The organism is Commensalibacter nepenthis, from assembly GCF_029953305.1.
Taxonomy (GTDB): Bacteria; Pseudomonadota; Alphaproteobacteria; order Acetobacterales; family Acetobacteraceae; genus Commensalibacter; species Commensalibacter nepenthis.
The window spans coordinates 469,737-494,566 of record NZ_JASBAN010000001.1 but is presented as its reverse complement, the minus strand read 5'-3'; the positions used below and the strand labels follow the sequence as shown (position 1 = coordinate 494,566).

At 35.8% G+C, this 24,830-nt stretch carries 26 protein-coding genes; 25 read left to right on the top strand and 1 reads right to left on the bottom strand.

Annotated features, from left to right (window positions below; all coding sequences use genetic code 11):
* Window positions 1-48 precede the first annotated feature (48 nt).
* The 3 genes from QJV33_RS02225 to QJV33_RS02215 are packed head-to-tail and all read left to right on the top strand — an operon-like array spanning window position 49 to window position 1,928.
* On the top strand, window positions 49-864 hold the full coding sequence (locus QJV33_RS02225) for a hypothetical protein (RefSeq protein WP_281461788.1): 816 nt from the start codon (window positions 49-51) through the stop codon (window positions 862-864).
* Window positions 865-891: 27 nt separating this feature from the next.
* Window positions 892-1,356: a hypothetical protein gene (locus QJV33_RS02220; protein WP_281461787.1), complete on the top strand. Its 465-nt coding sequence runs from the start codon at window positions 892-894 to the stop codon at window positions 1,354-1,356.
* A 38-nt stretch (window positions 1,357-1,394) separates the two neighbouring features.
* Window positions 1,395-1,928 (top strand): hypothetical protein, encoded by a 534-nt coding sequence (locus QJV33_RS02215; protein WP_281461786.1) that lies wholly within the window; start codon window positions 1,395-1,397, stop codon window positions 1,926-1,928.
* A gap of 697 nt (window positions 1,929-2,625) precedes the next feature.
* Here the strand turns inward: QJV33_RS02215 and QJV33_RS02210 are convergent.
* Window positions 2,626-3,393: an acid phosphatase gene (locus QJV33_RS02210; protein ID WP_281461785.1), complete on the bottom strand. Its 768-nt coding sequence runs from the start codon at window positions 3,391-3,393 to the stop codon at window positions 2,626-2,628.
* A gap of 402 nt (window positions 3,394-3,795) precedes the next feature.
* Between QJV33_RS02210 and QJV33_RS02205 the strand changes: the two genes are divergently transcribed.
* The 22 genes from QJV33_RS02205 to QJV33_RS02100 all read left to right on the top strand — a co-directional run bounded on the left by QJV33_RS02205 (window position 3,796) and on the right by QJV33_RS02100 (window position 24,766).
* Window positions 3,796-4,776: a GlxA family transcriptional regulator gene (locus QJV33_RS02205; protein WP_281461784.1), complete on the top strand. Its 981-nt coding sequence runs from the start codon at window positions 3,796-3,798 to the stop codon at window positions 4,774-4,776.
* A 218-nt stretch (window positions 4,777-4,994) separates the two neighbouring features.
* Window positions 4,995-6,017: a NosD domain-containing protein gene (locus QJV33_RS02200; RefSeq protein WP_281461783.1), complete on the top strand. Its 1,023-nt coding sequence runs from the start codon at window positions 4,995-4,997 to the stop codon at window positions 6,015-6,017.
* A gap of 18 nt (window positions 6,018-6,035) precedes the next feature.
* Complete coding sequence (locus tag QJV33_RS02195; RefSeq protein WP_281461782.1) at window positions 6,036-6,323, top strand: hypothetical protein; 288 nt, start codon at window positions 6,036-6,038, stop codon at window positions 6,321-6,323.
* The gene (terL, locus tag QJV33_RS02190) at window positions 6,271-7,722 is read left to right on the top strand and encodes a phage terminase large subunit (protein ID WP_281461781.1); all 1,452 of its coding nucleotides are present in this window, start codon (window positions 6,271-6,273) and stop codon (window positions 7,720-7,722) included. Before QJV33_RS02195 ends, terL begins: the two co-directional genes overlap by 53 nt.
* 67 nt (window positions 7,723-7,789) lie before the next feature.
* Window positions 7,790-9,163, top strand: a complete 1,374-nt coding sequence (locus QJV33_RS02185) for a DUF1073 domain-containing protein (RefSeq protein ID WP_281461780.1) — start codon at window positions 7,790-7,792, stop codon at window positions 9,161-9,163.
* A 260-nt stretch (window positions 9,164-9,423) separates the two neighbouring features.
* Window positions 9,424-9,579 (top strand): hypothetical protein, encoded by a 156-nt coding sequence (locus tag QJV33_RS02180; protein ID WP_281461779.1) that lies wholly within the window; start codon window positions 9,424-9,426, stop codon window positions 9,577-9,579.
* Between the two features lie 111 nt (window positions 9,580-9,690).
* Window positions 9,691-9,936, top strand: coding sequence for a hypothetical protein (locus tag QJV33_RS02175; protein ID WP_281461778.1), 246 nt, complete (start codon window positions 9,691-9,693; stop codon window positions 9,934-9,936).
* 86 nt (window positions 9,937-10,022) lie between these two features.
* Entirely contained in the window at window positions 10,023-11,270 is a 1,248-nt protein-coding gene (locus QJV33_RS02170) for a DUF2213 domain-containing protein (RefSeq protein WP_281461777.1), read from the top strand.
* A 2-nt stretch (window positions 11,271-11,272) separates the two neighbouring features.
* Complete coding sequence (locus tag QJV33_RS02165; protein ID WP_281461776.1) at window positions 11,273-11,743, top strand: structural cement protein Gp24; 471 nt, start codon at window positions 11,273-11,275, stop codon at window positions 11,741-11,743.
* A gap of 12 nt (window positions 11,744-11,755) precedes the next feature.
* On the top strand, window positions 11,756-12,799 hold the full coding sequence (locus QJV33_RS02160) for a major capsid family protein (protein ID WP_281461775.1): 1,044 nt from the start codon (window positions 11,756-11,758) through the stop codon (window positions 12,797-12,799).
* A 3-nt stretch (window positions 12,800-12,802) separates the two neighbouring features.
* Window positions 12,803-13,159, top strand: a complete 357-nt coding sequence (locus QJV33_RS02155; protein ID WP_281461774.1) for a hypothetical protein — start codon at window positions 12,803-12,805, stop codon at window positions 13,157-13,159.
* Window positions 13,159-13,602, top strand: coding sequence for a DUF4054 domain-containing protein (locus tag QJV33_RS02150; protein WP_281461773.1), 444 nt, complete (start codon window positions 13,159-13,161; stop codon window positions 13,600-13,602). The genes QJV33_RS02155 and QJV33_RS02150 overlap by 1 nt, the downstream gene beginning before the upstream one ends.
* Before the next feature lie 10 nt (window positions 13,603-13,612).
* Window positions 13,613-14,173 (top strand): hypothetical protein, encoded by a 561-nt coding sequence (locus QJV33_RS02145; protein WP_281461772.1) that lies wholly within the window; start codon window positions 13,613-13,615, stop codon window positions 14,171-14,173.
* 24 nt (window positions 14,174-14,197) lie between these two features.
* Window positions 14,198-14,992, top strand: a complete 795-nt coding sequence (locus QJV33_RS02140; RefSeq protein ID WP_281461771.1) for a hypothetical protein — start codon at window positions 14,198-14,200, stop codon at window positions 14,990-14,992.
* Window positions 14,993-15,094: 102 nt separating this feature from the next.
* A complete protein-coding gene (locus QJV33_RS02135; protein WP_281461770.1) occupies window positions 15,095-16,045 on the top strand; it encodes a hypothetical protein in 951 nt (316 codons plus the stop codon).
* Window positions 16,046-16,093: 48 nt separating this feature from the next.
* Window positions 16,094-16,987 carry a hypothetical protein gene (locus QJV33_RS02130; protein ID WP_281461769.1) on the top strand — a complete coding sequence of 298 codons (894 nt, stop codon included), beginning with the start codon at window positions 16,094-16,096 and terminating at the stop codon, window positions 16,985-16,987.
* Window positions 16,988-17,127: 140 nt separating this feature from the next.
* Window positions 17,128-17,541, top strand: coding sequence for a hypothetical protein (locus QJV33_RS02125; RefSeq protein WP_281461768.1), 414 nt, complete (start codon window positions 17,128-17,130; stop codon window positions 17,539-17,541).
* A gap of 697 nt (window positions 17,542-18,238) precedes the next feature.
* Window positions 18,239-19,027, top strand: coding sequence for a LysM peptidoglycan-binding domain-containing protein (locus tag QJV33_RS02120; RefSeq protein WP_281461767.1), 789 nt, complete (start codon window positions 18,239-18,241; stop codon window positions 19,025-19,027).
* Between the two features lie 707 nt (window positions 19,028-19,734).
* Window positions 19,735-20,094, top strand: coding sequence for a hypothetical protein (locus tag QJV33_RS02115; RefSeq protein WP_281461766.1), 360 nt, complete (start codon window positions 19,735-19,737; stop codon window positions 20,092-20,094).
* A gap of 176 nt (window positions 20,095-20,270) precedes the next feature.
* Complete coding sequence (locus tag QJV33_RS02110; RefSeq protein ID WP_281461765.1) at window positions 20,271-22,484, top strand: hypothetical protein; 2,214 nt, start codon at window positions 20,271-20,273, stop codon at window positions 22,482-22,484.
* Between the two features lie 178 nt (window positions 22,485-22,662).
* Complete coding sequence (locus QJV33_RS02105) at window positions 22,663-24,246, top strand: DUF3383 family protein (protein WP_281461764.1); 1,584 nt, start codon at window positions 22,663-22,665, stop codon at window positions 24,244-24,246.
* A gap of 1 nt (window position 24,247) precedes the next feature.
* On the top strand, window positions 24,248-24,766 hold the full coding sequence (locus QJV33_RS02100) for a phage tail fiber protein (protein WP_281461763.1): 519 nt from the start codon (window positions 24,248-24,250) through the stop codon (window positions 24,764-24,766).
* Window positions 24,767-24,830: the final 64 nt, after the last annotated feature.

Below are 24,830 nucleotides of genomic sequence, written 5' to 3'. Positions count from 1 at the left end.
TTGAATATTCAATGATTGCCTATAAAAATGTGGTTAAAGGTAAACACCATGGAAAAAATGGGTTTTAAGTATAGTTGGGGAAAATTCTATTGGGATGCGTGGTTGAATGATATTAATTTACAAAGCTGTGATTTGGCAGCACAAGGGTTGTGGATTAATTTAATTGCGATTATGCATAAAAGTGACCAAATTGGCTATTTAGTTATTAATGGTCGTCCGATGACTGCGGTTGATATTGCCAAACGTGTTGGTATTCGCAAAGACAGAACAGAACGTTTACTACAAAAACTGATTGATAATGATGTGTGCTCTGTGACTGAGGAGGGTGTTTTATATTGCCGTCGTATTGTAAGAGAGCAAAAGAGACGCAATCAAAATACAAACTATAACGATTTTGAGCTTCGATATAAAAAAAACGATAACCAGTTAAAAAATAAAAAAATATCTTCTGGTTATCGTGACAAAAATCAAGGAGAACAAAATGTTATAAATTTTTCTTCCTTATATGAAAATATAACGAATGAAATACAAAATATAGACATCTTATCTAATATGGAACCTACAAAGGGCGATATCAAGGGTAAAGATGAAAATTTTTATGGAGCTTCGGGCTCACGTTTACCATCAAATTGGTATCCGGATGCACAATGTCGTCAATTTGCGTTTGATCTTGATCTGTGTCCAGAAACATTAGCCGAGGATTTTCGCGATTATTGGCATGCAAAAGTCGGAAAAGAAGCAATCAAAATGGATTGGTCAGCCGCATGGCGTCGATGGTGCAGGATCGCAAATCAGTGGCGCAAAACAACATCCAAGCTGACTGATGAAAAAAAAAAGAATCTTGAGTTATGCTCAACTTTTTAAAGATATACGTGAATATAGGAATATTTTATGTGTTTGATCTCGGAAAAAATAAATGATGGTTATGTGAAGCAACATTTGTTAACGTTACCCAAATGGCTTTCTGTTGTGCCAACTCCCGAAGAGCAAGATTATAATGGGTTGATAATAGATTCGCTTTCCTCTTTGTTTGAAAAAAAACGTGTCCAGGAATATTTAGCACAATTAGAGTTGTTGTCGCAGACAGCGGTTGATTTTAAGGTGTTTGTTGATTTTTTCAAAATTATTAATTTTGCGGTTGCTCATCCTCTAAGCAAAGAGGTTTTTGACCTGAAAGTAAAATCTTTACATTCGATTTTTAAAACCGTCCCTTTGCTTCTTTTTAATACTGAAACCTGTAAAGAATTGGCAGTGTTAACGCCATTCTTTCCGTCTGCTCATAATGTAGAAAATGTTCTGATGAATCATCAGGAAAAAGTTACCCGTAATATGAAAATATTGCAAAAATTACTTTAAAAAAATTAAAGCGTTTTATTGTTGAGGAGTGAAATAAATTGACCAATTATACCCAAAAGCAACCACGGGTTACGTTCCCCAAAATTGTTAAGAAGCAAGGGATGGTTGTTCCATATTTGCGGGGTGAATATCAAGTTGAGAAAAAGATTGATGCTGATAATCCCAAAAAAGTGACGACGCGTTTACGCCGTAAAGCCGTTTATGATGAAATGTTCAACAGAGGATCCATTACCCAAGAGCAAAAAGATTATGCTGAAAAATATGCTATTTTATGTGAAAAGGCTTTGGGTAAAACGGGCGATTTATATGCTAAAATGAATTTTATGAGGGATGGGGGAGGGTCTTCTTGGGAGCCTTCTGCAGCACAACATGAAGCCTATGAGAAACTCTTTAAATTGTGGAACGAGATGGGGCGTTATCACAGGGAAATTTTAAATATGATCGTGCTAGGAAATATGAGCACAAAAGACATTTCCCAAGCGATGAAGTTAAATTTGCATTATACGATGGGGCAGGTGCTTTCAACCTTTATTTTATTAGAAGAAGCATATGAAAATGTGTTTATGAAATAAACTTTATCATAAAAGGTTAAAAATGATACTTTTTGAGCGTGTTTGTTATAGTGAAAAAATAGTATCGCACTGATTGAAAAGAGTATAGTAATTTGTATTATTTCGTTATTTTTACCGTTTTCCGCGTCTGAAAAACGTTATATATAGGGAAAACAGAACAAAAACTTTTGGAAGTTATTATTGCTTTTTATAGTATAAATTACCCAATAGGGATGCAGAGGGCAAACAGATTGTTACCTTATAACAATCTCGTATATATTGTAAAACTTCGCAATTATGCCCTTTACAAGCAAAGGTCATTTTGACCATTGATGGCTTGGATGATAATAGCATCAAGAAAAAAGCGCTATGAACTTACTCTACAATTAAATGACAGCCATTCTTGGGAAATTATTTAACAAGATATGCCTCAAATTTGTCAAAAAGGGCGTGGTTATCAAAATTATTCTAAAGCCTTGTGTCGATAAATATTCTGCCAAATGATCTAAAAGGGCTTGCACTCTTGTCAAACTTGTGTTAAATTTATTGTACAATGTATTCATTGCGTCTTTATTATAGGCGTGAGTATAAAACACATTGTTTTTTTTCAAAAGAAATTTTAATAAAATCTTATTGATGGCGATGATTAATCGTTAAGTATATACTCTATTTTTATGAAAATAGCCCCATTATAATTTTAATAATGGGGCTATTCTTGTTATTTCATCTTTGCAAGAAGTTCATTTTTTGATTTTTGAAAATCTTGCATAAATTCTTTGTTGGCATGCAGCCTTGCGACAACGGCTGCACCAATGATTCGCCCAGCATCAACATCGCTTTGCCAGTGAACACCACAGATCACTCGGCTTTGTCCGAAATCATATCCTCTTCGTAAAATTTGATCTTGTTTTTCTGGAAACATTTCTGCAAATACCAAAGCGGTTGCCCAACCGATAGCAGTGTGACCAGAAGGATAAGAACCATTATGTTTTAGGATGTTATCATCTTGTGGTGAGCATGTTTGCGCGTGATAATACACATAAGGTCTGATGCGTTTATAGTATTTTTTGGCTTTTTCGGTTCCTAAAAAGCCACTATCAACCATTATGTTACGCATTAAATGATAAGTGGCTGGTGTATTTTCCTTGGAAATTGACACGCCTAGAACGTTTGAGAATGGTTTGCCAATGTTATGATCGCTAAGGTCTGCATCTGATTGGGCCACAGCCCATCTGGGTGTATGAGCAAGTGTTGATGCTTGTTTATACGCCTCTTGGTCGGCGATAAAAGCCGCACTATTTTCTTTTGGGGGTGGTGGAAGCAAAGCAATACTGTTTACCATATTGCTTTCTTTTAAATAAGAGGTATAGGGTTCGTTGGTTTTCTTTTGCAAAACAGATTGTGTTTCAATCGCCAATAGATGCGTTGGAATACTTAATATTATGCCACCTAGAAAGAGTGATGCCGTAATTTTGTTGAGAATCATGAAGTAATCCTATTGATTTATTTGAAATAGTACATTTGTTATATAATTTAATAAATATAAACTGATCAAGTCATTTCGAATATGTATGTGTTAAATAAATATTTTATACTAATGGAAACATATAGGTGTCATTTGAGCAATAGTTTAAAGGTTATTGTCCAGTTTTTTGTATGTATATACAAAAATATGAATGGCAGGTTTTGTGAATAATTTCTTCCTGATCTTATATATAATTTTTAGATTTAGTTTGCAGTTTCTTTCATCAAACCTGTCTATATTCAGGAAAATTGATGATTAATTCATGTCATATTTTTCTGATTTTCAGCAAAATAAAATAGAGCAATTTTATGGGCTCTATTTATTTAAGTAATCATTCTCATTTATATAATCATGACGGCAAAAATGAAAAATTTTCAAGCAATACATATTGGTATTTTACGCTATCCTGGCGCACAAGAAGCAAGCGTTTTGGGATTAAAAGATCTATTTACCATAGCCAATCAATCGGCTCAGAAAATCACTGAACAATGTTTGCCTAATTTAAAGGTAAGCATTATTGATTTAGAAGATAAAATTGATTACACGGATATTGCATTTTTAAAATTCTATCACCCAAATAGGGATTTTTCTGCAATTATTATCCCGCCTGATTTACAAGGGATACCCTCTATTTCAAAGGATGATGTCTATATTAAGTTTTTGCAGTGTCACCACCAAAAGGGCACAATTTTGGCCTCTGTTTCCACAGGGGCTTTTTTATTAGGTGAAACGGGATTGTTAACCAATAGAGTTGTTACCACACATTGGAAATATGCAAATTCTTTACAAAAAGCCTTTCCTCAAATTCATATCAACACTGATCAGCTACTTATTGATGATATAGATATTATTACCGCAAGTGGTGGTTTGAGCTGGGCAGATTTGGGTCTATGTTTGATTAAACGATTGCTAGGTCCAGTTGTGATGTCTGAAACGGCTAAGATGTGTTTGATACAACCTTCGACCAGAGAGCAACGGCATTATAGTATTTTTGAGCCGTCTTTTTATCATGGGGATAATGATATTTTAAGAGTTCAACGATGGATTTCAACGACGAAAATTAGGGACAAAATCACTTTAAAAAAACTATCCGAAGTATCAAAATTAACCAAACGAACGTTGCAAAGGCGTTTTTTTAAAGCAACAGGTTGCAATGTGACTGAATATTTACAACGTTTCCGTGTTCATCAATCACAATTATTCTTGCAATTCACGCATATGCCAATTCATAAAATTGCTTATAATGTTGGATATAGAGATGAGGGCGCATTTACCAGAGTATTTACGAGAATTGTTGGGTTAAAGCCAAGTGTGTATCGTTGTATATTTTCCGTTATTGAATGAAACACTAAAATAGAAATAGTTGTTAAGAAAACAAAATTAACTTTAATGAATCAATTCATGGCGAATGTAATAAGAATTATGTTCGCCTTTTTTATTATAAAATATGTAAAGGAAAAAAATGAAAACATATTATTTCGATGATTACGGAGCAATATCGAACGGAGCAGTCGATTGTACTGCTATATGGAATAAAATTGTAGCTGAAATAGCTATGGCAAATGCAGTTATTGAATTTGGGGCAGGCATTTATTTATTTAATAGTTCAATTAAATTCAAGAAAAATTGCGAATGTCAACCAGTCGATTACAATTCGGGGGCAGGGTAAAGGAGTTACTAGACTTCTATGGAATGATCAGGGAAGTGGTGCGGGTATTGGTTTGTCACATACAGATATTGGTAATGGATCTTCCCGATATAATATCTATGACTTGAGCTTGGTAACCAAAGGTAACAGTAGGAGTACCTGTCTTAATATAGTCAATAATAGTTCTAATATTTTTGGTGGTTATTTATCCATGCGTGGAGTGGCAATAACTGGTTACGGCGGGCAAGCATCGGGTAATGCTGGGTGGGTTAGTTGTTTAACTATGATTGGAATTTCTTTTAATAATATCGTGGATTGTGATTTTATTGGTAATAACGACAATAATTCTAACTATTCCGTTGGAGTTTCAGTTCTTTCACAGCACTATGATTCGAATACAGTTAATTCTATTGTTACGAATATTACAGATTGTATCTTTTTACGCCTAATGCGCGGCGTCGAAAATAAGATAGATACTCAGGGTTTAACAATTTCACAATCTAATTTTACTAATTGTCAAACGGGAGTGTATGTTCCTGATAATGGCTATCAAATTGGTATCACAAATTCTCAGTTTGATTGTTATTACTGTGCTGTACTTTTTGATGGGGGGACAACATGTTTTTTATTCAGTAATAATCTTGTTTTTACAAGGTATATGAATACTTTTGGTATTGCATGTAATGCTTATATTGATGGATATATTATTACAGGCAATCAATTTGAAGGTAATGGTTCTGGATATGCAATTATGATGCATCGCGCATCACCGCAAGGATTAGATACAAATATTATTAGCAATAATATTATTAGAAAATATGCAGTCGGCATTACGTTGGATCAAGATACTAGAGGCTGGAAGGTTTTTGGAAACGCATATGCTTCCAATTCTAGTAATATTTTAAATCAAGGTCGAAATAATACTATTAGTAATTAAAATCACAGGTTGAATGTAATGATTGATAAAGGAATATCTAAAGAACCAACCAAGAAAATATTAAGAAAATCTATTTCCAAAACACAAAAAACACCTTTAGAAGTCATGATTTTTATCATGAATAAAAGCCTTGAAGAGGAAAATTATGATTTGGCGTTGAATGTGGCATATAAAGTTGCACCGTATCTTCACGCAAAATTAACAGAGTCAAAACTAGAAGTAACTAATTTAAAGCGTCCAGAGGAGATGAGTGATGAAGAGCTGCAAATCTTTATCGGCGCAAGCAAGGCAGGCAGCCCGTCGTGAGCTCGCAAAACGGCAATTAGCCCGAACGCATTTGATTGATTTTACCACTTATACAAAACAAGATTATTGTGTTGGTTCTCACCATCGTCTTTTATGTCAGAAACTGGAAGCGGTGGAACAAGGAAAAATCACACGGTTAATGGTTTTTATGCCCCCAAGGCATGGGAAAAGTGAATTAACGTCTAAACGCTTTCCTGCATGGTTTTTGGGACGTAATCCAACCAAACAACTGATTCTTGCCAGCTATTCTGCAAAATTGTCAGATAGTTTTGGTAGGGATGTGCGTAATATTGTTAGTTCCTCTTTATTTAAAAACATTTTTCCAACGGTTGCTTTGTCTTCGGACAGCAAAGCAAAGGATTTATGGGAAACCAATCAGCGTGGTATTTTTCTTTCAGCTGGGGTTGGTGGGGCGATGACGGGTTATGGTGGTGATCTTGCGATTATTGATGACCCAATCAAAGACCGTCAAGATGCAGAAAGTGAAGTTATCAGAGAGAATGTCTGGGATTGGTATAAATCCGTTTTACGAACAAGGATTATGCCAGGTGGTGCGATTATTCTGGTTTTAACACGTTGGCATGTGGATGACCTTGCGGGGCGGTTACTAAATGAAATGGAAAATGGTACGGGCGAGGCTTGGGATGTTTTGCATTTACCAGCTAGGGCAATGGATAATGATCTTTTAGGTCGGTCTGTGAATGCACCTTTATGGGGGCAAGTTTTTGGTGACAAAGAATTAACTCAAATCGAAAAAGCTGTTGGCGAACGAGATTGGATGGCTTTGTATCAAGGGGTACCAACGGTATCAACAGGTTCATTTTTCAAAATACAACGGGTTCCTATTATTGATGCAGCGCCCAAAGCGCTTAAGGTAGTTAGACGGTGGGATTTTGCCGCCAGTAAAGCAACAGGAAGCTATAACCCCGATTGGACGGTGGGGGTTAAAATGCAACGAAATGAGGATGATGGATATACGATCCTTGATGTTGTAAGGTTTCGTGGTCGCCCTGATGAGGTAGAGAAAACTGTGATGGCTGTGGCCAGCCAGGATGGATATGACGTGCATATTGTGTTGCCTCAAGACCCTGGTCAAGCAGGGGTTGCTCAGGTGCAATATTACACGAAATTATTGGCTGGGTATAAAATTCAGTCAGTAAGAGAAACAGGGGATAAAGCAACCCGAGCAGAGCCTTTCGCAGCACAAATCAATATAGGAAATATTGCATTAATCCGCGCCCCTTGGAATAGAGCTTTTTTAGAAGAGTTAAGCTGTTTTCCAAAAGGCGGTCATGACGATCAGGTCGATGCAGCATCGGGCGCTTTTGCATTTATAGCCATTAAAAAAGGCTTACCAAAGATGCCGTCTTTGGCAAATTTATTACGCATTTCAAAATAGCTGGGTGAATGTAAAAATGCTTGTATTTGTTCCTTGTGATTTTTTTAAATAGTCGAGAAAAGAAGTAATGGTAAAAAAAACTAAATTAAGAGAAATTTATATTTCTGAGACCAGAAAAAATAATCCGATTAATAAACACGATCTTTTTGCACCTTACGATGCGCCAGATGGGATTGTGGGTGGAAGCGATGAAGACGATTATTCGCTGGTCAGTGACAGTCTTTTTACAGATCAATTCCGTAATTTTAATGTAACCAACGATCCAATGACAACTTTATTTGAAGAAGGGATTGGATTTCCAGGGTATCCTTATTTAGCACAGCTTTCTTTACGTGGTGAATATCGTATGGTCGTGGAAACCAGAGCAGAAGAAGCAACACGGCAATGGATTACAATCAAGAGTCAAGAAAAAATCGTTAATTATGATGATAAAATTGCTCAGATCAATGCTGAATTCAAAAGATTGGATATTCAAGGATTGTTGCGAAAATCACTTTGCACCGAAGGGTATTTTGGACAATCTTTTTTATATATCGATTTACAAACAGCGCAACATGATCCAGAAGAGAAAATGAGCCCGCTCTTTTTAACCCCCAAGAAAATAAAAAAAGGAGAGTTAAAGGGATTTAAACTCGTTGATCCTACGTGGGTTACGCCTGTGAATTATGATGCGATTGATCCGTTTAGTGACGATTTCTATAAACCGTCATTATGGTGGATTTTGGGACAGCAAATCCACGCGTCTCGAATGATTTCAATGATTTCCCAACCCGTGCCAGATATTTTAAAACCAGCCTATAACTTTGGGGGGGTGCCATTGGCATTTATGTGCAAACCTTATGTGGATAATTGGTTACGCACGCGCCAATCTGTATCGGATTTGATTAAATCTTTTTCAACCATGGTGTTAAAGACCGATTTATCACAATTATTAAGCCCAGGCTGTGAAGAATTAAGCAAACGTGCAGAATTAATGGCAGCATATCGGGATAATCGTGGTCTGCAAATTGTTGATAAAGATAGCGAAGATTTGGCAAATATCGCCACCCCTTTAACAGGGTTGGATAAATTACAAGCCCAATCTCAAGAACATTTAGCCTCTATCTCTGGTATTCCTTTGGTTAAATTATTGGGGATTACACCTTCGGGGTTGAATGCTTCTTCTGATGGAGAAATACGCTGTTTTTATGATAAAATTTCAGCATTACAACAATCCGTTCTACGCCAGCCCATTCAAACAATTCTAAATATCGTCCAGCTCCATTTATTTGGCATTATTGATCCCAATCTTACTTTTGAATTTAACTCTTTATGGCAATTGGACGAAGTCCAACAATCACAAGTCGATGTTAATACAGCCAAGCTTCTTACTGATTATGCAAACATTGGTGCAGTAGATGCAAAAAAAGTGAAAGAGATTATTAGTCATAAAAATTTTTAGAGCTTCGATGAATAAAAAGATGATCTTAGACGTATCCTAATGGAGGCTATTTTTAGTTTGGGGCATCCAAACAGTATTGGCGAACATTGTTGATGATTTGAATGCAAATTATAATAAAATTGTAAGCGATTGTGGTGATGTTAATACACCAGCATATAAATGTTCTGATATTTTATTTTGGTATTTGATTTCGTCAAGAATCTTATTGCCCAAATTACCATGTATGGGATCCTAGTTCTAAGTCAATAGAGTATGGTGGGATGACAGATGGTCGTCCATATGGTCGTTGTGGGTTATTTGTAAATTATTTTCCTGCCAGCACGCAATGTCAATTACAAGGAATTACAACAGCAGATAGTTGGTATAAATGCTTTTCGGATCGTACCATTCCTGGTGGAAATAGATTTTTTCATTAATGTGTATTTAGTTTAGTAAGCACTGTAACCAATCAAGAGAGTATTTTTAAAGCAGCTATGGGGGGTCAGAAACCCTTGCAAGAAGCTTGAGGCAGTGCAAGTTATAATGAATTGGTTTTAAGTATTCCTGTTTATAATAATGCCTTTCAAATTGAAAACCCTAAAACGTTACCGATAGAAGTATTTTTCTATATGAATGAAACAGCTTTGGTTGAAGCGCGTGGGTACCAAGATTATCATGATACTGTTGGCTTTGATGTTTTTATTGTTAAATTAGACCTCGATGCAACAATTGGGTTGGTTACATATATTTACAATAAACTGGATCAAACAGACGCATATAATCAAGCAAGCTAATAATAATTTATAGATCGATATATCATTTATTTCTTATGATTTATCGATCCTATTTATTAATAAACTTAGGAATATATTATAATTTCATGACATTAAAAAACAGAACGGTGGTTTTTGATGCGCAGTCTATGCGTTTCGAAGACTGGAACGGGCATTTGCGTGTACATAACACGAATTTAACCAAAGCAAATGTCTGTGAATATTATGGTGTTGAAATCAACAATCATAAGCAATATGGGCTTGATCCCAATAAAAAATATCGTTTTTTACGCTCACCTGATGCTTTGGAAAAAGCGGTGGGATCTTTTAAAGAACGACCCATTCTTTATGTTCATAAAGCAGCGGATGCTAATCGTTTGGATAACTCCAAAGTTATTGGAACGACGGGTTCTGAACCTGCTTTTTCTTATCCCTATATTCAATCTTCTATCACGATTTGGGATGGGGATTATATCGAGGCGATTAAGAATAATACGCAGGCTGAATTATCAGCGTCTTATGCGTTTACCCCGATTATGGATAAGGGTGAATTTGAAGGGGAATCTTATGACGGGATTATGACAGAAATTTATGTCGATCACGTCGCATTAGTGGCAGAAGGACGGGCAGGTCCAGATGTTAGAGTTTCAGATGAAAGGTTGAATAACACAATGCCAAAACTTAATGACACAGGGCTGGAATTAACAACCGCCTTGGCAAATTTACTCGGTAAAACTGCGCTAAGCCGTAGTGATGTCGCAGATGCAGTTGCAACCGCCAGTGGTACAAGACGTAAAAATCTTGGCAAAATCTTACAAGCCATTTTATCAAACAACATGACAGCAGCAGATTGCGATTGTGTCAAAGACGATCAAATAGATGCTGCGGTTAATCGTGTGATGGATGAAGGTGAAGACTATATTGGTGACGAAGAACCCGTCGACACTGTTTCCGCACAAGATGATGATGAATCAGAGTTGGATGTCTCTGATTGTGATCGTTTGGATAAGAAAAAAACAAAACAACGCGTTCAAGCTTTTGATGCAGCTTCTTTGGAACGTTCCATTGAAAAGAAATTAAAAGCCAAAGCAAAACAAGCTCAAGAAGCACGTCAATTGGTAAAACCTTTGGTGGGTGAATGGGCGATCAGTGAAGATGAAGGTGAAGAAATCTTGCGCAGTGTTCTTGTTGAAATTACTGGTGAAGCACCACCAGCATCCATGGGTTATGCTGGATTGAAATATGCGGTTGATTTGGTTTTATCCCATAAATCTCATGGCAGAGCAAACGATAGCAAAAGAATGCATAAAGGTGATTTGCAACGTTTTGGTGCAACACGGTTACGGAGTATTTAAGAATGTCTTTTCAAAATAAAGTAAATTTAGAGCCAGCAAAAGGTTGGCATGGTGATTTTGCCTCAACGAATATCAGAGTATCTTTGCTAGGGAACGGTTTTTTTCAAGCAGGTGTTAATGGGGTCCAAGCAGGGTCTTTTGTTTGGGTTGATGAAGCAACTCAGACCGTTGTCAATACCGGTTCAGCCAGCCCAGCAGGTTTTGTTGGTCGTGAATTAACAGGCGTGCCAGCACGCTATTTAGAAGAAGCATCCATAAATATTCCCGAAGGGTTTATGGTGACTGTTTACGAAAAAGGTGAATTTTTGGTTGCTTTACCAGCAGATGCCAATGCCGTGAAACGCGGTGATGTTGTCAGTGTAGACGGTGCAACAGGTGCTGTTGTTGTCGGTGGTAAAGGAATTGCCACAACATATAAATATGTATCCAACGCCAAAGGTGGCGATTTGGTTGCTATTTCAGCGTGGATTTAAGGGATTATTTTAATGTCTATTCAAACAAAATCATGGGCTCGTGACAGAGCTATTTTAGCAAATGAATTTGGTATTCATTTGCCAAATGTTGTCGAATATAATATCAATGCCAGAGTAGGTGATAGCGCATTTACACCAATTACCGCTGGTAATAATGCTATTCCTTCACAATTTACCACCTATATTGATCCCCAGATAATTGATGTATTGATTGCGCCTTTAAAAGCTGCACAAATTTATGGCGAAGCAAAAAAGGGTGATTGGTTGCATGATACAATGATGTTTACCGTTGTTGAACCTGCTGGTGATGTTGCGGCTTATGGAGATTTTCATCAAGCTGGATATAGTCGTATGAATACGAATTTTCCACAACGTCAACAATTCCTTGTACAAGCTTTTGCTGAATGGGGTGATCGTGAAGTAGGTCGTGCAGGACTTGCCAATATTGATTTGCCTTCACGTAAACGGTTAGCAGCAGCATTGTTGTTAAACCATTGGCAAAACCAAAGCTATTTCTTTGGCGTGGCTAATTTACAAAATTATGGCGCATTAAATGATCCTAATTTATTGCCAGCGATTGCACCTAAAACCAAAGCTGCTTCAGGAACCACTTGGGAAAAAGCTACTGCAATGGAAATCTACGAAGATATCCAAGAGCTATATCGTGAGCTGCAAAGCCAAACCAAAGGTGTGGTCAGTTTAGATAGCGCTGTGGATATGGATAGTCCATTGAAATTGGTCGTTTCTAATAATGTCCAAGCTTATTTATTAAAAACTAATGAGTATGGCATTTCTGTTCTTGATTTATTGAAAAAGAACTTTCCTAATTTAGTTCAAATGAGCGCACCGCAACTTTCATTGGAAGGTGGGGAATTGGTGCAATTATTCGTCGAAAATTATCAAGGCATTGATACATTTACGTGTGCATTCTCTGAAAAATTACGCAGCCATGGTGTGGTTCGTGAAAGCTCTTCGATGAAAGAAAAATTAACCCAAGGCTCTTGGGGAACCATTTTAACACGTCCTGTATTAGTCGCACAAATGATTGGGGTATAAAGAATGAGTGATGATATTTTGGTCGCGTGCAAGTTACCGCACGGGATATATTTAGACGTTGGTAAACAGCGTGTAAGATTAAATGGGGTAATGCAAAGTGGGCGCATCGAAGCGCCTTTTTTTATGGCTCCTTCTAACAGTGTCGGATTAACCAAAGTTCCTCGTGATTTTTGGGAAGCATGGATCAAAGATTATCAAGAATTCGAACCTGTCAAAAAAGGACTGATCTTTGCATCTGATAAAAAGAAACGTTTATTGGATGAAGCGGATGAAAAATCAGAAGTAAAGAGCGGTTTAGAACGGATTGATCCTTCTAAACTCCCTAAGACTTTGGAACAAGTTAAAGCAGGACAAATTTAATGAGTGAACGATCCGTTGTATCGGATCGGGAAGTTGTTTTTGAATGGTCGGAATGGGCTGCAAGTTTTCCAGAACTTGAAAGTTTTTTCCGACCTCATAATGTGCAGAAAATCGCTGAACGCGCAGCAATGTATTTCAATCCCAGTAGTAAAGGGGTTGTTTGTTGTGCAAGAGAGCGTCGTATTTTATTGAATCTATTGGTTTCCCATTTGGTTTTATTACAAAAGAAAACAGCCGATGGGGATCAACTTATGGGACCTGTTTCCTCTGTTTCAGAGGGCAGTGTTTCTTTGTCAGTTGATACCAAAGGTACCATTGGAAAAATTGATCCATGGTTGTCCCAGACCCGATACGGTCAAGAATTTTGGGCGCTCAGCAAAAAATACCGCAGCACATTCTATATCCGACCTATTCCCGATCCAAGACTAAGAATTTTTCCATAAGGAACATGTAATGGCTGATATTAAGGTAAAAACAACAAAAAACAAATCTGCTTCGGAAAAAAAAACAGTTAAAGTTCAGAAGCTTAAAGCATCAGATAAAGTTTCTGCTGCTGTAGAAGATACGATTGATGATGATATTCAGTCCGATGAAACAGAATGTTTATTGCGTTCAGCACTAAATATAACCAAAAATTGTCATGTTCAAGAAGATGAGGATCAAGAGATTACAGGAAATAGCGATAGTTTTGAACCTGTTGATCGTGTCATTACAACGGAACTGCATAACAGGATTTTTGATAATGACAATTCTGGACAGATCATTGAAGAAGATCATCAGAACTATGTTGTGATTGGATGTCGTTTTCCAAATGGTGTTGTTATTTCTTTGGGAAAACACAAGGTTTTGTTACGTGGTATTAATGACATGCCGATCAAAGAAAAAGAAACAACTTGTGGGGATGTTGGTTTTACCAGAATTACCAGATCATTATGGAATAAATTTTTAAAAACACATGAAAGTTGGCCACCATTATCAAAGGGTTTAGTTTTTATAATGAATGGTAAAGATTAATTAACACAAATATTTGGAGTCAATATGACAATCAATGATTATCAAAATCAAGGTGTAATTACTTTAAATACACCCGTGAGTAATAGTATTAATAAACTTTTAGGGGGTAGTACTATTTCAGGAGGGGATAATTATACTGCATTCCTTATTAATTATGATAAAAACAATGTAGCACAAAGTAGTATTAATAATTCAACCAATGCAACAGTGCATGGTGTTTCTAATACTAACTTGCAGGTTGTTAAAGGAAGCAATAATACAATCTATGCGGATCGTGATTTAAGCTTTTTAAACGGCACTGGAAAAACATATGCTGAAGTCAATGGTACTGCATCAATCTTTCTGAGTGATGGATTGAATTTAACCCTTGATGCTTTTGGTGAGAACGGGTTTGTTGTTGGAGATAAAGGGGGGTGTATGATCAATGCTTCTCAATCAACAGCAAATTTAACGCTTTGGGCTTATCCTAATAATGATGCTTTGTCATCATTGTGGATGTTTTCAGGGAGTGGAAATACAGTTTTTTCTGCAGGCACAGGAATGTCTGTTTTTTCTGGAGGCAATAATTCAAGTAATAGTTTTATGTTTGTCAAATCCTCTGTTACTGGAGGAAAAACCATGATTTTGAATTTTAATTTAAATGCAAAAAATAAAATTAGTTTATATCAATATGGTCTAGATCAAAATAGTTTAAATGAGATTTTGGTTAAAGCAATTGATGTCAACGGCAATGCTATTATTGAATTAGAAAATCACACAATTATTTTGGCAGGTATGTCAGTCAAAGATATTAATGTAAATCAATTTGAGTTGGGATAATTAATATCTAATTCAAAATAACTAGGATTATAACCTAGTAAATATTTTCTTTTTAAAAATATTTTTTTCAAATTTCATTTAAAATTTAAGGATAAACACGCCATGAAATTCCTTCATGAAATTTCATTGATGGCTGTTATTGTGTCTGCAATTAGCGTAGTGGGGTTCTCTAGTTCAGCAGATGCTAATATTGCGCAAGATTTAACAGCTAATTATAATAAGATTGTAAAAAATTGCGGATCAAGCGATCAACCTGCTTATTTATGTTCAGGGAATCTTGTTCGGTTTACAACGAATAATCATAGTTATTTACCATGGGAAGCACCCTCAACCTCATATCAAAATGAGAATGGTGTTTCTTTTATGTATATACGTCGGGATGTAAAAAGCCGTCTTGAATTTAATGGTCAATATTTTGGAGTTATTTATTATCCTCCACTTATTAGACCACAAACTAAATTACAAGCTGAATTTACATGTGCATTTCCAGTAGATGCAGATACCAATGAACGGGTCAAAGGCTGTGGGGTTAATACCCTAGATAGTAATACACATGGCAATGCAAGCCGTAGTTGTCAAGAACAAGGAATTTATACTGCACAAGGCTGGTATCAACATTTTATTTCTGTTCCAAAAGCATCAGATGGGACAAGTTGGACACGAGGTATTCATCAATGTGGCTTTAACATTGAACAAGGTACAGCCAATAGAGCAGATATGTTCAATGAGATGTTAAAAGGTCGTGATCTAGCGGTATCTGAGGGTGTAATCAATGGTGATACTTTTATGTATTATAATGAGATAATTATGAAATTATGGCCAGCGGACAGTAATGGTCATATAAGGAATGCACAAAATCTTCCGATACAAGCATTTTTCTATACAACAGATACAAAAGGAAATTCTGGGTTAGAGGATGCACGTTTTTTCCAAAAAAGATATTATGATCTAAATAACCATATTATTATTCCGATTGTAAAAGTTCATCAAGATAGTACATTCGGTAAAGTTCTTTACAGTTATAATATTGCTGATCAAAATGTTAACAAATAATTGTTAATATATAAAAATTTTCATTAAAAAATCAAAGGATAGCATAATATGAAATTTATTCATGTAATTTCATTAATGACTGTTGTCGTGTCTGCAGCAGGATTTGCAAATAAAGCAGATGCTAATGTTGCCCAAGATTTAATAGCTAATTATAATAAAATCGTTAAGAATTGCGGATCAAGCGATAAGCCTGGATATTTATGTTCAGGGAATTTAATTCGATTTACCAGTCCATCTACAAGTTATCATGTGTGGGATCCCAGTTATCAATCTTATATAAAAAAAGGTATTCCTTTTATGTATATTAGACGGGATATTCCAATTGACAAAGCTTTTCAAAATAAAACATTGGGATTGATTTATTATCCCTCGATGATTGTTCCCAAAGGGAAAGTGGGGGATGAGGCTAGATGTATTTTTCCAGTAGATGGTTGGACTGATGGAAGGGTATATCGATGTGGTGAGCATTATACTTATCCAACAGTCAGTAAAGCATGTCAGGATCAGGGAATTAATACAGCGGCATCATGGATTAATCATTTTACATCTATTGCGGATAATAGCTCTGATAGGTTACGTCATCAATGTGGGTTTGATCTGTCAAGTAACAGAACCGATACCGCCAATGCATTTAACCAAGCATTAAATGCTCAAAAATTATTGCAAGATATCAGAGGTAGTTACAGTTATAATGAAATATTGATTAATGTAGCACCTTTAACAGCTAATAACTTAGTTGCAGAACCTGCAAAATTGCCTATTCAAACATTCTTTTATATGGTGAACGATCAAGGTCAAAGTGGTTTGAATGACGCTCGTTATTATCAAAAAGATTATTATCAACAGTCGGGTGTAATTGTTCCGATTGTCAAAGCAAATTTGAATATTCAAACAGGAAAAATGACTTATTCGTATAGTGATTCAGATCAATTAATTAAATAATTTTTTCTGAAATTTAATGAATACATAAAGGGCTTATAAATTTCGATTATTCGAGATTTATAGCCCTGCATATTGTTTAAAAAACGAGGAGGGGTTTTTCAATAAGATGTCACGATACATAAAGTAAAAGGGAAATAATCATGAAAATCCATGACTTGGTTAGGGGAATGATTGGGGTTGTGAATCCCAACATTATGGGGTCTTTGTATCGATCCAAAGGATATGAGTTAGAAGGAACTCAGCAAAAGCCGATTTACGAAGACCCCATTCAAGTAGAGTTGCAAATTCAGTCTGTGCCAGGGGATAAATTAACGCATTCTCATTTTTTAAACCAACAAGGCGAGCGCAAAGTTGTGTATGTTAATGGTCAGGCTTTTGGCATTGATCGTGTTCGTGGTGCGGGTGGGGATTTATTGGAGTTTTATGGCAGGCGTTGGCTGGTCGTACAACGCTTGGAAGCATGGGAGAATTCTGATTGGTGCAAAGTCGCCGTGGTCGCACAACTCGATAAACCAGAAGATGATGATGCGGTGCTTGAAGATTATGTTGAGTAAAAGTTAAGAAAAATAAAAATATAAAAAAATTTATATATTATATAGTGAAGATATTGAAATTAAAGAATTATCATCGATGCTGAAGATCAAGATGAAGATTTATGTTCGGTAGTTGCTTATTTTGAATATCATTCAGAATTTGGTGTTTGTGCAAATAGTGCCAAAGAAATTGTGATGGGTGTTGGCATCGCTGATTAGGAGAGTAACATACCTACTCATCCACATGTTAAGAGCAAAAAAACTCATGCGAAATCACATAAGCCCTTTGCAAAACAAACAAAATTTTTTGCCAAGTCACAAAAGCCTCATGCAAAACAAAAAAGTAGCATACCACTACTTACCGTGGCTCTTTTGCAGGAAATTAGAAAATTAATTCCTACATATAGATTGTTATAGTGTAACCACATATTTTGAGTATCATTATGAAGTAGGAATTTGTCAGGGCAGTGCCTAAGAGTCGTATATGCAAGTAAACCTGTTCCTTAAGATCGTCATTAATTTCAAAGATTATGATTTATACACTTGCGTCTTTTGATTAAAGATGGTATATTATCTTCAGAATGGTTTTATTGTGTTTATTTTATAAAATCATCTATTAAGAGCAAGGTCTTTAGGCTTGATATTCAGGTCAATAAAGACCTTTTTTATTGCTCTGTTGATAAATCTTTTACAGTTTAAAATATAAAAGAGGCTGGACATGTCTTATGATGGCATGCCCGCTGCATGTCATAGTTATTGTTCAGATAATTTCAGTCAAACAAATGAAATGAGAAATCAGTATGATTCTGATATTCGTCAAATCGTGGATACATTTAATCGCTATCTTAAAAACAAATACCCAGCGTCAAATTATCATGATTTAGATTGGCGCATGGTCAAAGCAATTATATGGATAGAAAGCGGGCATAAAAATTCTGCGTGGCGTTTACGTCCGATGCAAATTGGGAATAGGGGTGATGCTGGATTAAAAGCGGTATTACATTTAAAGAAAACTCGGTTAAAAAATGGTAAAATACATATTCAAAGTGAAGGTGCTGAACTGATTATTCCCCCTGAATATAAACCGAATTTAACTTTTAATAACAAAGAGAAAATTCGACATAATCCCCAGTTGAATATTCAAGCAGGAATTGCGTATTTGTTAATGCGTCATGCTAAATATGGGTATAGAACAGTTATTAATGAGGATACTGAATATCGTTTAAATGTGAAAGCAGGAGATAATTTAAATAAAATTGCCTCGTCACATCATACAACGATTGGAATTATTAAGCAGTTAAATCCAGCAATAAATCAGCATCATTTACAACCTGGGATGCAATTAAAGTATAAAAAAGCTATCATTAAAAAATATATCACAGGCTGGGACGTAATGACTTTTTCTAGCGTGGCGAAGAAATATAATGCCAAAGGGGATCATCGGTATCAATATAAGCTACAATATGCGTTTGCTTCGATAAATAAAGAATTAAGGGATAAATTATGATAAATCAGAAATAGAAAAAGGATTATATCATAAGGAATTTGCATAATTTTTTGCGAAATTTATATGTAAAGTGGTAACGATTAACGGTGAGAAATTATCCATTGTGAATGGGTTAAACAAGAGAATATTTCCATCTCAAACCCCTTATATCTTGATATAATCTTCTAGGGAAAGAACGCTTTCATATAGCCAAACAAGATATACTGCTCAGCATAAAATTGTACATAAAGTTTATGAAGTGATTGTCTCTATTGAATTTTATGGCAACAAGAATATTAAATCATATAAAATGGTCAAAGCATTTGAAATAAGATTTAATGACAGTTGAGCGAGAGAGCAATTTGCATAATACAGCAATATTTTATTTCCATTATATAGTGATGATATGAAAATATGCCTTAAACTTTACATGATGGGGCTAAATTTTTTTATGAGGCACCTATTGATTGGGGGATATTTACAATTTAGATACGCCCTTATAGAAAAAATTTCATAGATTATATTATTATCCGAGGATTTGACGATGATCGTGAAAAATAAGATGAAATTGAAGAACGTAAGGCATCATTAAGCGGTGAGTTTGGTCAGCTAAAAAAAGCATTGGGTCTTAAATAGGTTGTTGGTTATATCAACACAAGAAGATTGTGTTGAATAAAAAACTTTATTATAGTGATTAAAAGTGGGTTGATTTATATAAAGGATCTTTTATGGATTCAATTGTTATATTTAAAGCGGGAATGATTGGTGGTCTGGGGTTTATTATTGCTCTTGGTGCAGCCATCGCATTGCTGACGTTTCCGTTTAAATCATCGCAACTTAACATGGCGAAAGTCAGTAAATTACCATCATTAATCACACTGGTTCTTGTCTGTGCAATTGGTTGGGGTTTGTCATATTGGTATCTTTTTATGACCCCAACTGTGAATAACCCATCAGGTCAAACAATATTAATTCTTTTTGCTTCTTTGTTTACATTAACACCTTCCTTAGCAATCGTCAGTGCTGCGTTCGTTCATTATATCAAGATACAAAAAGCATTAAGTATTAATCAAACCAATGAATTTTAGAAATGTTCAATTGAGCATAGCGCTAATTTTTATAACATAGACTAAGAGAACAATTAAATAAGATAAAGAATAGGACAAGTAATATATCGTGATATATTACTTTTTTTATTTTATTTTCATAAAAATATTACAAAATTTTATTAATAATTACAATATATTTACAAGGTAAATAACAAATGAATTTAAGAGGAATGTTGAAGATCAATACAAGCATAACGATGGCTTGTTTTGGTTTTATGCTATCGTTGGCATGTGGGCATGCGAAGGATAATATTACAACACTTAAGGCTGATGATACACAAACTATCAATACTAGGGATATAACTACCCCTTTGGGTATTACGGCATCACAATTAAAAATTGTTGACCAATATCAATCGAGCGATGGAACAATCGTTAAACGTCCATTGATAAAATTAGTTCCAGATGATCAATCTTTTTTTACTTTGGGAAAAGAAACGGTGCAGTTTGGTGGTGATTATGACACAAACGGGAAAACTGTTCCGACATCTCTTTCTGTTTACGGTCGACCCTATGGAAATTATAATGCTGGCTGTACATTGTGTGTTTTTTCATCGGCTGGTGGAATGAGCAGTGGTGACGGTCAAGCTGCTGTTTCTGGGTTGGATTATCGTGTTGGTGCAAGTGCGATTACTAACGGTGATATGGCCACTGTTGGTTTTTATCATTATGATGATAATACGCCAGCACGAATAGTTACGCAGGCTTCTTCTTTTGGTGTGGGGGTCGTTACTTTGTCTTCTCCAATGACTGATGAGCAAATGTCGCAGCTTCATCAAGGGATGTATATTGCAACCAATGTGATTGATCCAAATATGAAAAGTTACCCAAATTTAATAGTGCCAAATAGATATTGGGGTTATATCAAATCATGGGATGCAAATCATATTTATGTTTATGATTGGGCTGTAAGAAATGGTGTTGCTACTGCTAATCATCTAATTCCAGATGTGCACTATTTGGATAATGAGTTGTCCACATATAAAGTTCCGATGGTATTTATTGGTGTTTCAAATAAAATTTTTGCTGAAAATGAATTTATGGTTGCCGAAGGTAGCAGAGTTATTGGTGACAATGCTACAGCAATTGCAAATGAATATGAGAGAGAAGAATTCGATTTTCGCGCTCATAATTGGACCAAACCGCACAGTTTAACCTTTCATGGATGGACCACTTCTTTTGAATGCCGTCCAAATTGTCATCCAAATGCAGTAACGGAAGATAGTTATGCTTACCTTGTTAACGGTCCTGATGGATTGCCTCGGGCATTTGTGGCGCAAACCGTTGGTGATGGATTAGAATTTTCTGGATTTAGTACATTTATAGGTGGAGATGGTGCACCACACGTTATTGATAAAAATGGTTATAGTAAGGATCCTATCGTTGGTTCTAATCATATTATGAATTCTTTTGCCAGTCGTTTATCACCTAGTGATTATTCTAGTATTATACATATGAATACCATTATTAATAGAGAAGTGGTTAAATATAATGACTGGCGTGATTATGGTGTACGCCTAGTGATGGATTATAATAGCAAGAGGGATCGTAAAAAAGGGTTGTTTGATGGAGACCGTATGGGTTCAATTGTTTTTAATTACAATGGGGCTCATTATGGTGGTGTTTGTTTGCTTGGAAATGATTCAAACCAAGGATTATGTCAAGAAGGTGATGGTTCTGTTAATTTTGCACAACAGATCACTGCACATGGAAATGCATTATTTGGAAAAGCAATTTTAACTTCAGCTGCGGGTTACAATCAAACGCAGAAAAAAGTCAACGGACAAGGATCGATGCAAACTTGGAATACGTATTATCCAGGGAATGCCCATACTGAATTTACAAATATTGATCCAACGAATGATTATGGTGGCTTTGATTTTTATAATACTACTACTGGTGCTTCAATTGAAAATAAGAAACCTTTGGTTCGGTTTGGGGTAAGAGAGTCATTCTTTGATATTTATCCAATGATGAAACAGGGCTTATCAGTAGCTACTGGAAAATCAATATTTTTTCAAAATAGTGAGGAATTGAAAGGTGTTTACTTAAAATTAGATGCTGGGAATTATACTGATGCAGATCAAGCCGCTGGAAAAGCAGATACAAGGGGTGATTTGTTTGTTGGAAGTAATGTTGCTGGCGGTGCAAATATCCGCGGTGTTAATGGATATTATGGTCAAACAGCTGAGTTAACCAATAAAATCTCTGCGCCTAAAATTGTTGGACAGCAATTTGTGGGAACATTATCAACGCCATCTTCTGCTTCTGCGCCATGTACCGTAGGTGAATTCAAAGATGACGTGAATTATCATTACGTTTGTGTTGGAACCAATAAATGGAAACGTGTTGCGTTATCTGACTTTTAATCACCTGTTGATTAAACTGATAATTATGGAAAAGGCATCTGTAAAAAGATGCCTTTTTTATTGGAGTAATCATCAAATAATTTCGGGGTTAGAACCCGTTATGAAACGAGGGACATATTTTATGTGTCCTTTTTTTATTTAAATAACAATCCAAAATAAAGTAAGGATTAAGAATTTTATGTCTATACCTTTAAATAATATTGTAAAAATTAATCCTGGCGTATTAGACGTCGGGAATAATGGAAATAACCTATTTGGGTTAATGTTGACAAAATCAACTGGATTACCAGCAGGACAGACAACTACTTTTACAAGTGCAGATCAAGTTGGCAGCAAATTTGGTTATGATTCCAGTGAATATAACTTGGCAACTGTATATTTTGCTGGTTTTACGAACTCAGATCGTGTTGCAGCACAATTATATATGGCTCCTTATTATTTAACCAATCCTTCGATCAGTTTGATTGGTGGAACTTTTACCAGCCTATCAGATTTGCGCAATTTTACAGGAAAATTATCAATTACTATTGATCAAAAAGCGTATGATCTTGCAGAAGTTGATTTAAGCCGTTCTAAAAGTTTAAGTGATGCAGCAAAAAAATTAAGCGCAGCTATTCCTCTTGACGCAACTACAAATAAACAGCCGGCAACGATTTCTTATGGAAATGATGCTATGACGATCACCGTTGAAAATGGTGGGTCAAATATCAGTGCTTCTGGTGAATTAGCAACCAACTTATGTTTAACCTCAGAAACAGGCGCCAGAAAATCAATTGTACAACCAAATACAAATATCGCTAAGTTACTTAATACATTGCGTCAAACAAATTTATCTTTTTGTTCTGTGTTTTTAGCATGGGACCTTGCGGATCAAAAAGATCTAGACAAATTATCAAGTAGTGATCTTAATAAATTAATTGCAACAGATCGTGCTGAAAAATTAGAATTTGCAAAATGGGCAAATTCGATGAAAGATGATGTTTGTGTTCTTTTGAATGATGCAAATCTTGATGGAAAAGCGACAAATTCTGAGACGGTTTCTGGTTCTGCTGAGAATGTAAAAGAAGAAGATTTATCTATTGCTGAAGTGGTTAAGAAAAGAGAGTATGAAGGTGTTGTTTGTACCTATTGTAATCCATCGCTTTGTGCCTTTATCGCTGGATATCCCGCAGCGTGGGATTTGACCAAAACGGATGGTCGTTTTACCGCAGCATTTAGAAGAAATTCTTTATTAAAAGCGAATGTTCAAAATGAAAGTGATGCTTTGGTATTAAAAGCCAAAGGATATAACTTTTATGGTGTTTGGGCATCTTCTACCAGTAACTTTACCTTTATGTATGAAGGTCGTATTTCTGGACAATATGTATGGCTAGACAGCTGGTTCTGTCAAGTTTGGATGCGTCGTCAATTACAATATTATTTTGTAATGACGTTGTTGGCCAGAGGACAAATTCCGTATAATACAGATGGTAAAGGGATTTTAACGACAGCCATTAAACCAGCGATTGATCAATTTGCGAATTTTGGGGCTATACGTTCTGGGATCAGTTTGGCTGATGAACAAATTCAACAGCTTAAACAAGCAGGGTTAAATCAATCTCAAATTAATAATATTACGACAGTTGGGTATTACCTCAAAATCGATATGGCAAGAGTAAGCCCACAAATACGGGTTGCTCGTGGATCACCCCCTATTGATTTCTGGTACACAGATGGTCAATCCGTTCAACAAATCAACATGAATAGTATCGAGATTCAGTAACATGGCAGCAAATAGAACAATTACCGCAATTAATACAAAATTAACATTGATTGCGTCTAACCCTTGGATGAATAACACCGCAGCAGATACTGTGGGTCTTGGATCAACAGCAACAGGGTTTGTATCCCCGTTGGTTGGCGTTCCATTGAGCTTAGAGGGAATGACCTCTGATAATCCATTCAGCTTTTCCCATCAAACCATGGTTGAAACACAAACCTCAATGGAAGGGAATTTATATGGTGGATATTTGGCAACAGCAAATACTGTTGAATTAACCATTACCTTTATTGCCGCTTCTGATTCATTGGCAACATTGCAAGCATTGGCAAAAGTTATGCAAGTTCAACGTGAAACCATGAAGTTTAATGGGACTATGATTGTTCCTTCACAAGGAAAAACGTTTGCGTTGAATAATGGGTATTGGTTGGAATGGCAATCTATTCCAACCCATGCGAAAATCTTGCAACCGATTGCTTGTAAATTCCGCTTTGAATCAGTGGATGAAACATTAGAAGTTTAATATTTCAAAGTAAATAGGAATAATGTTTCCTATTTACTATTATTTGTTTGGGTTAAATATAGTA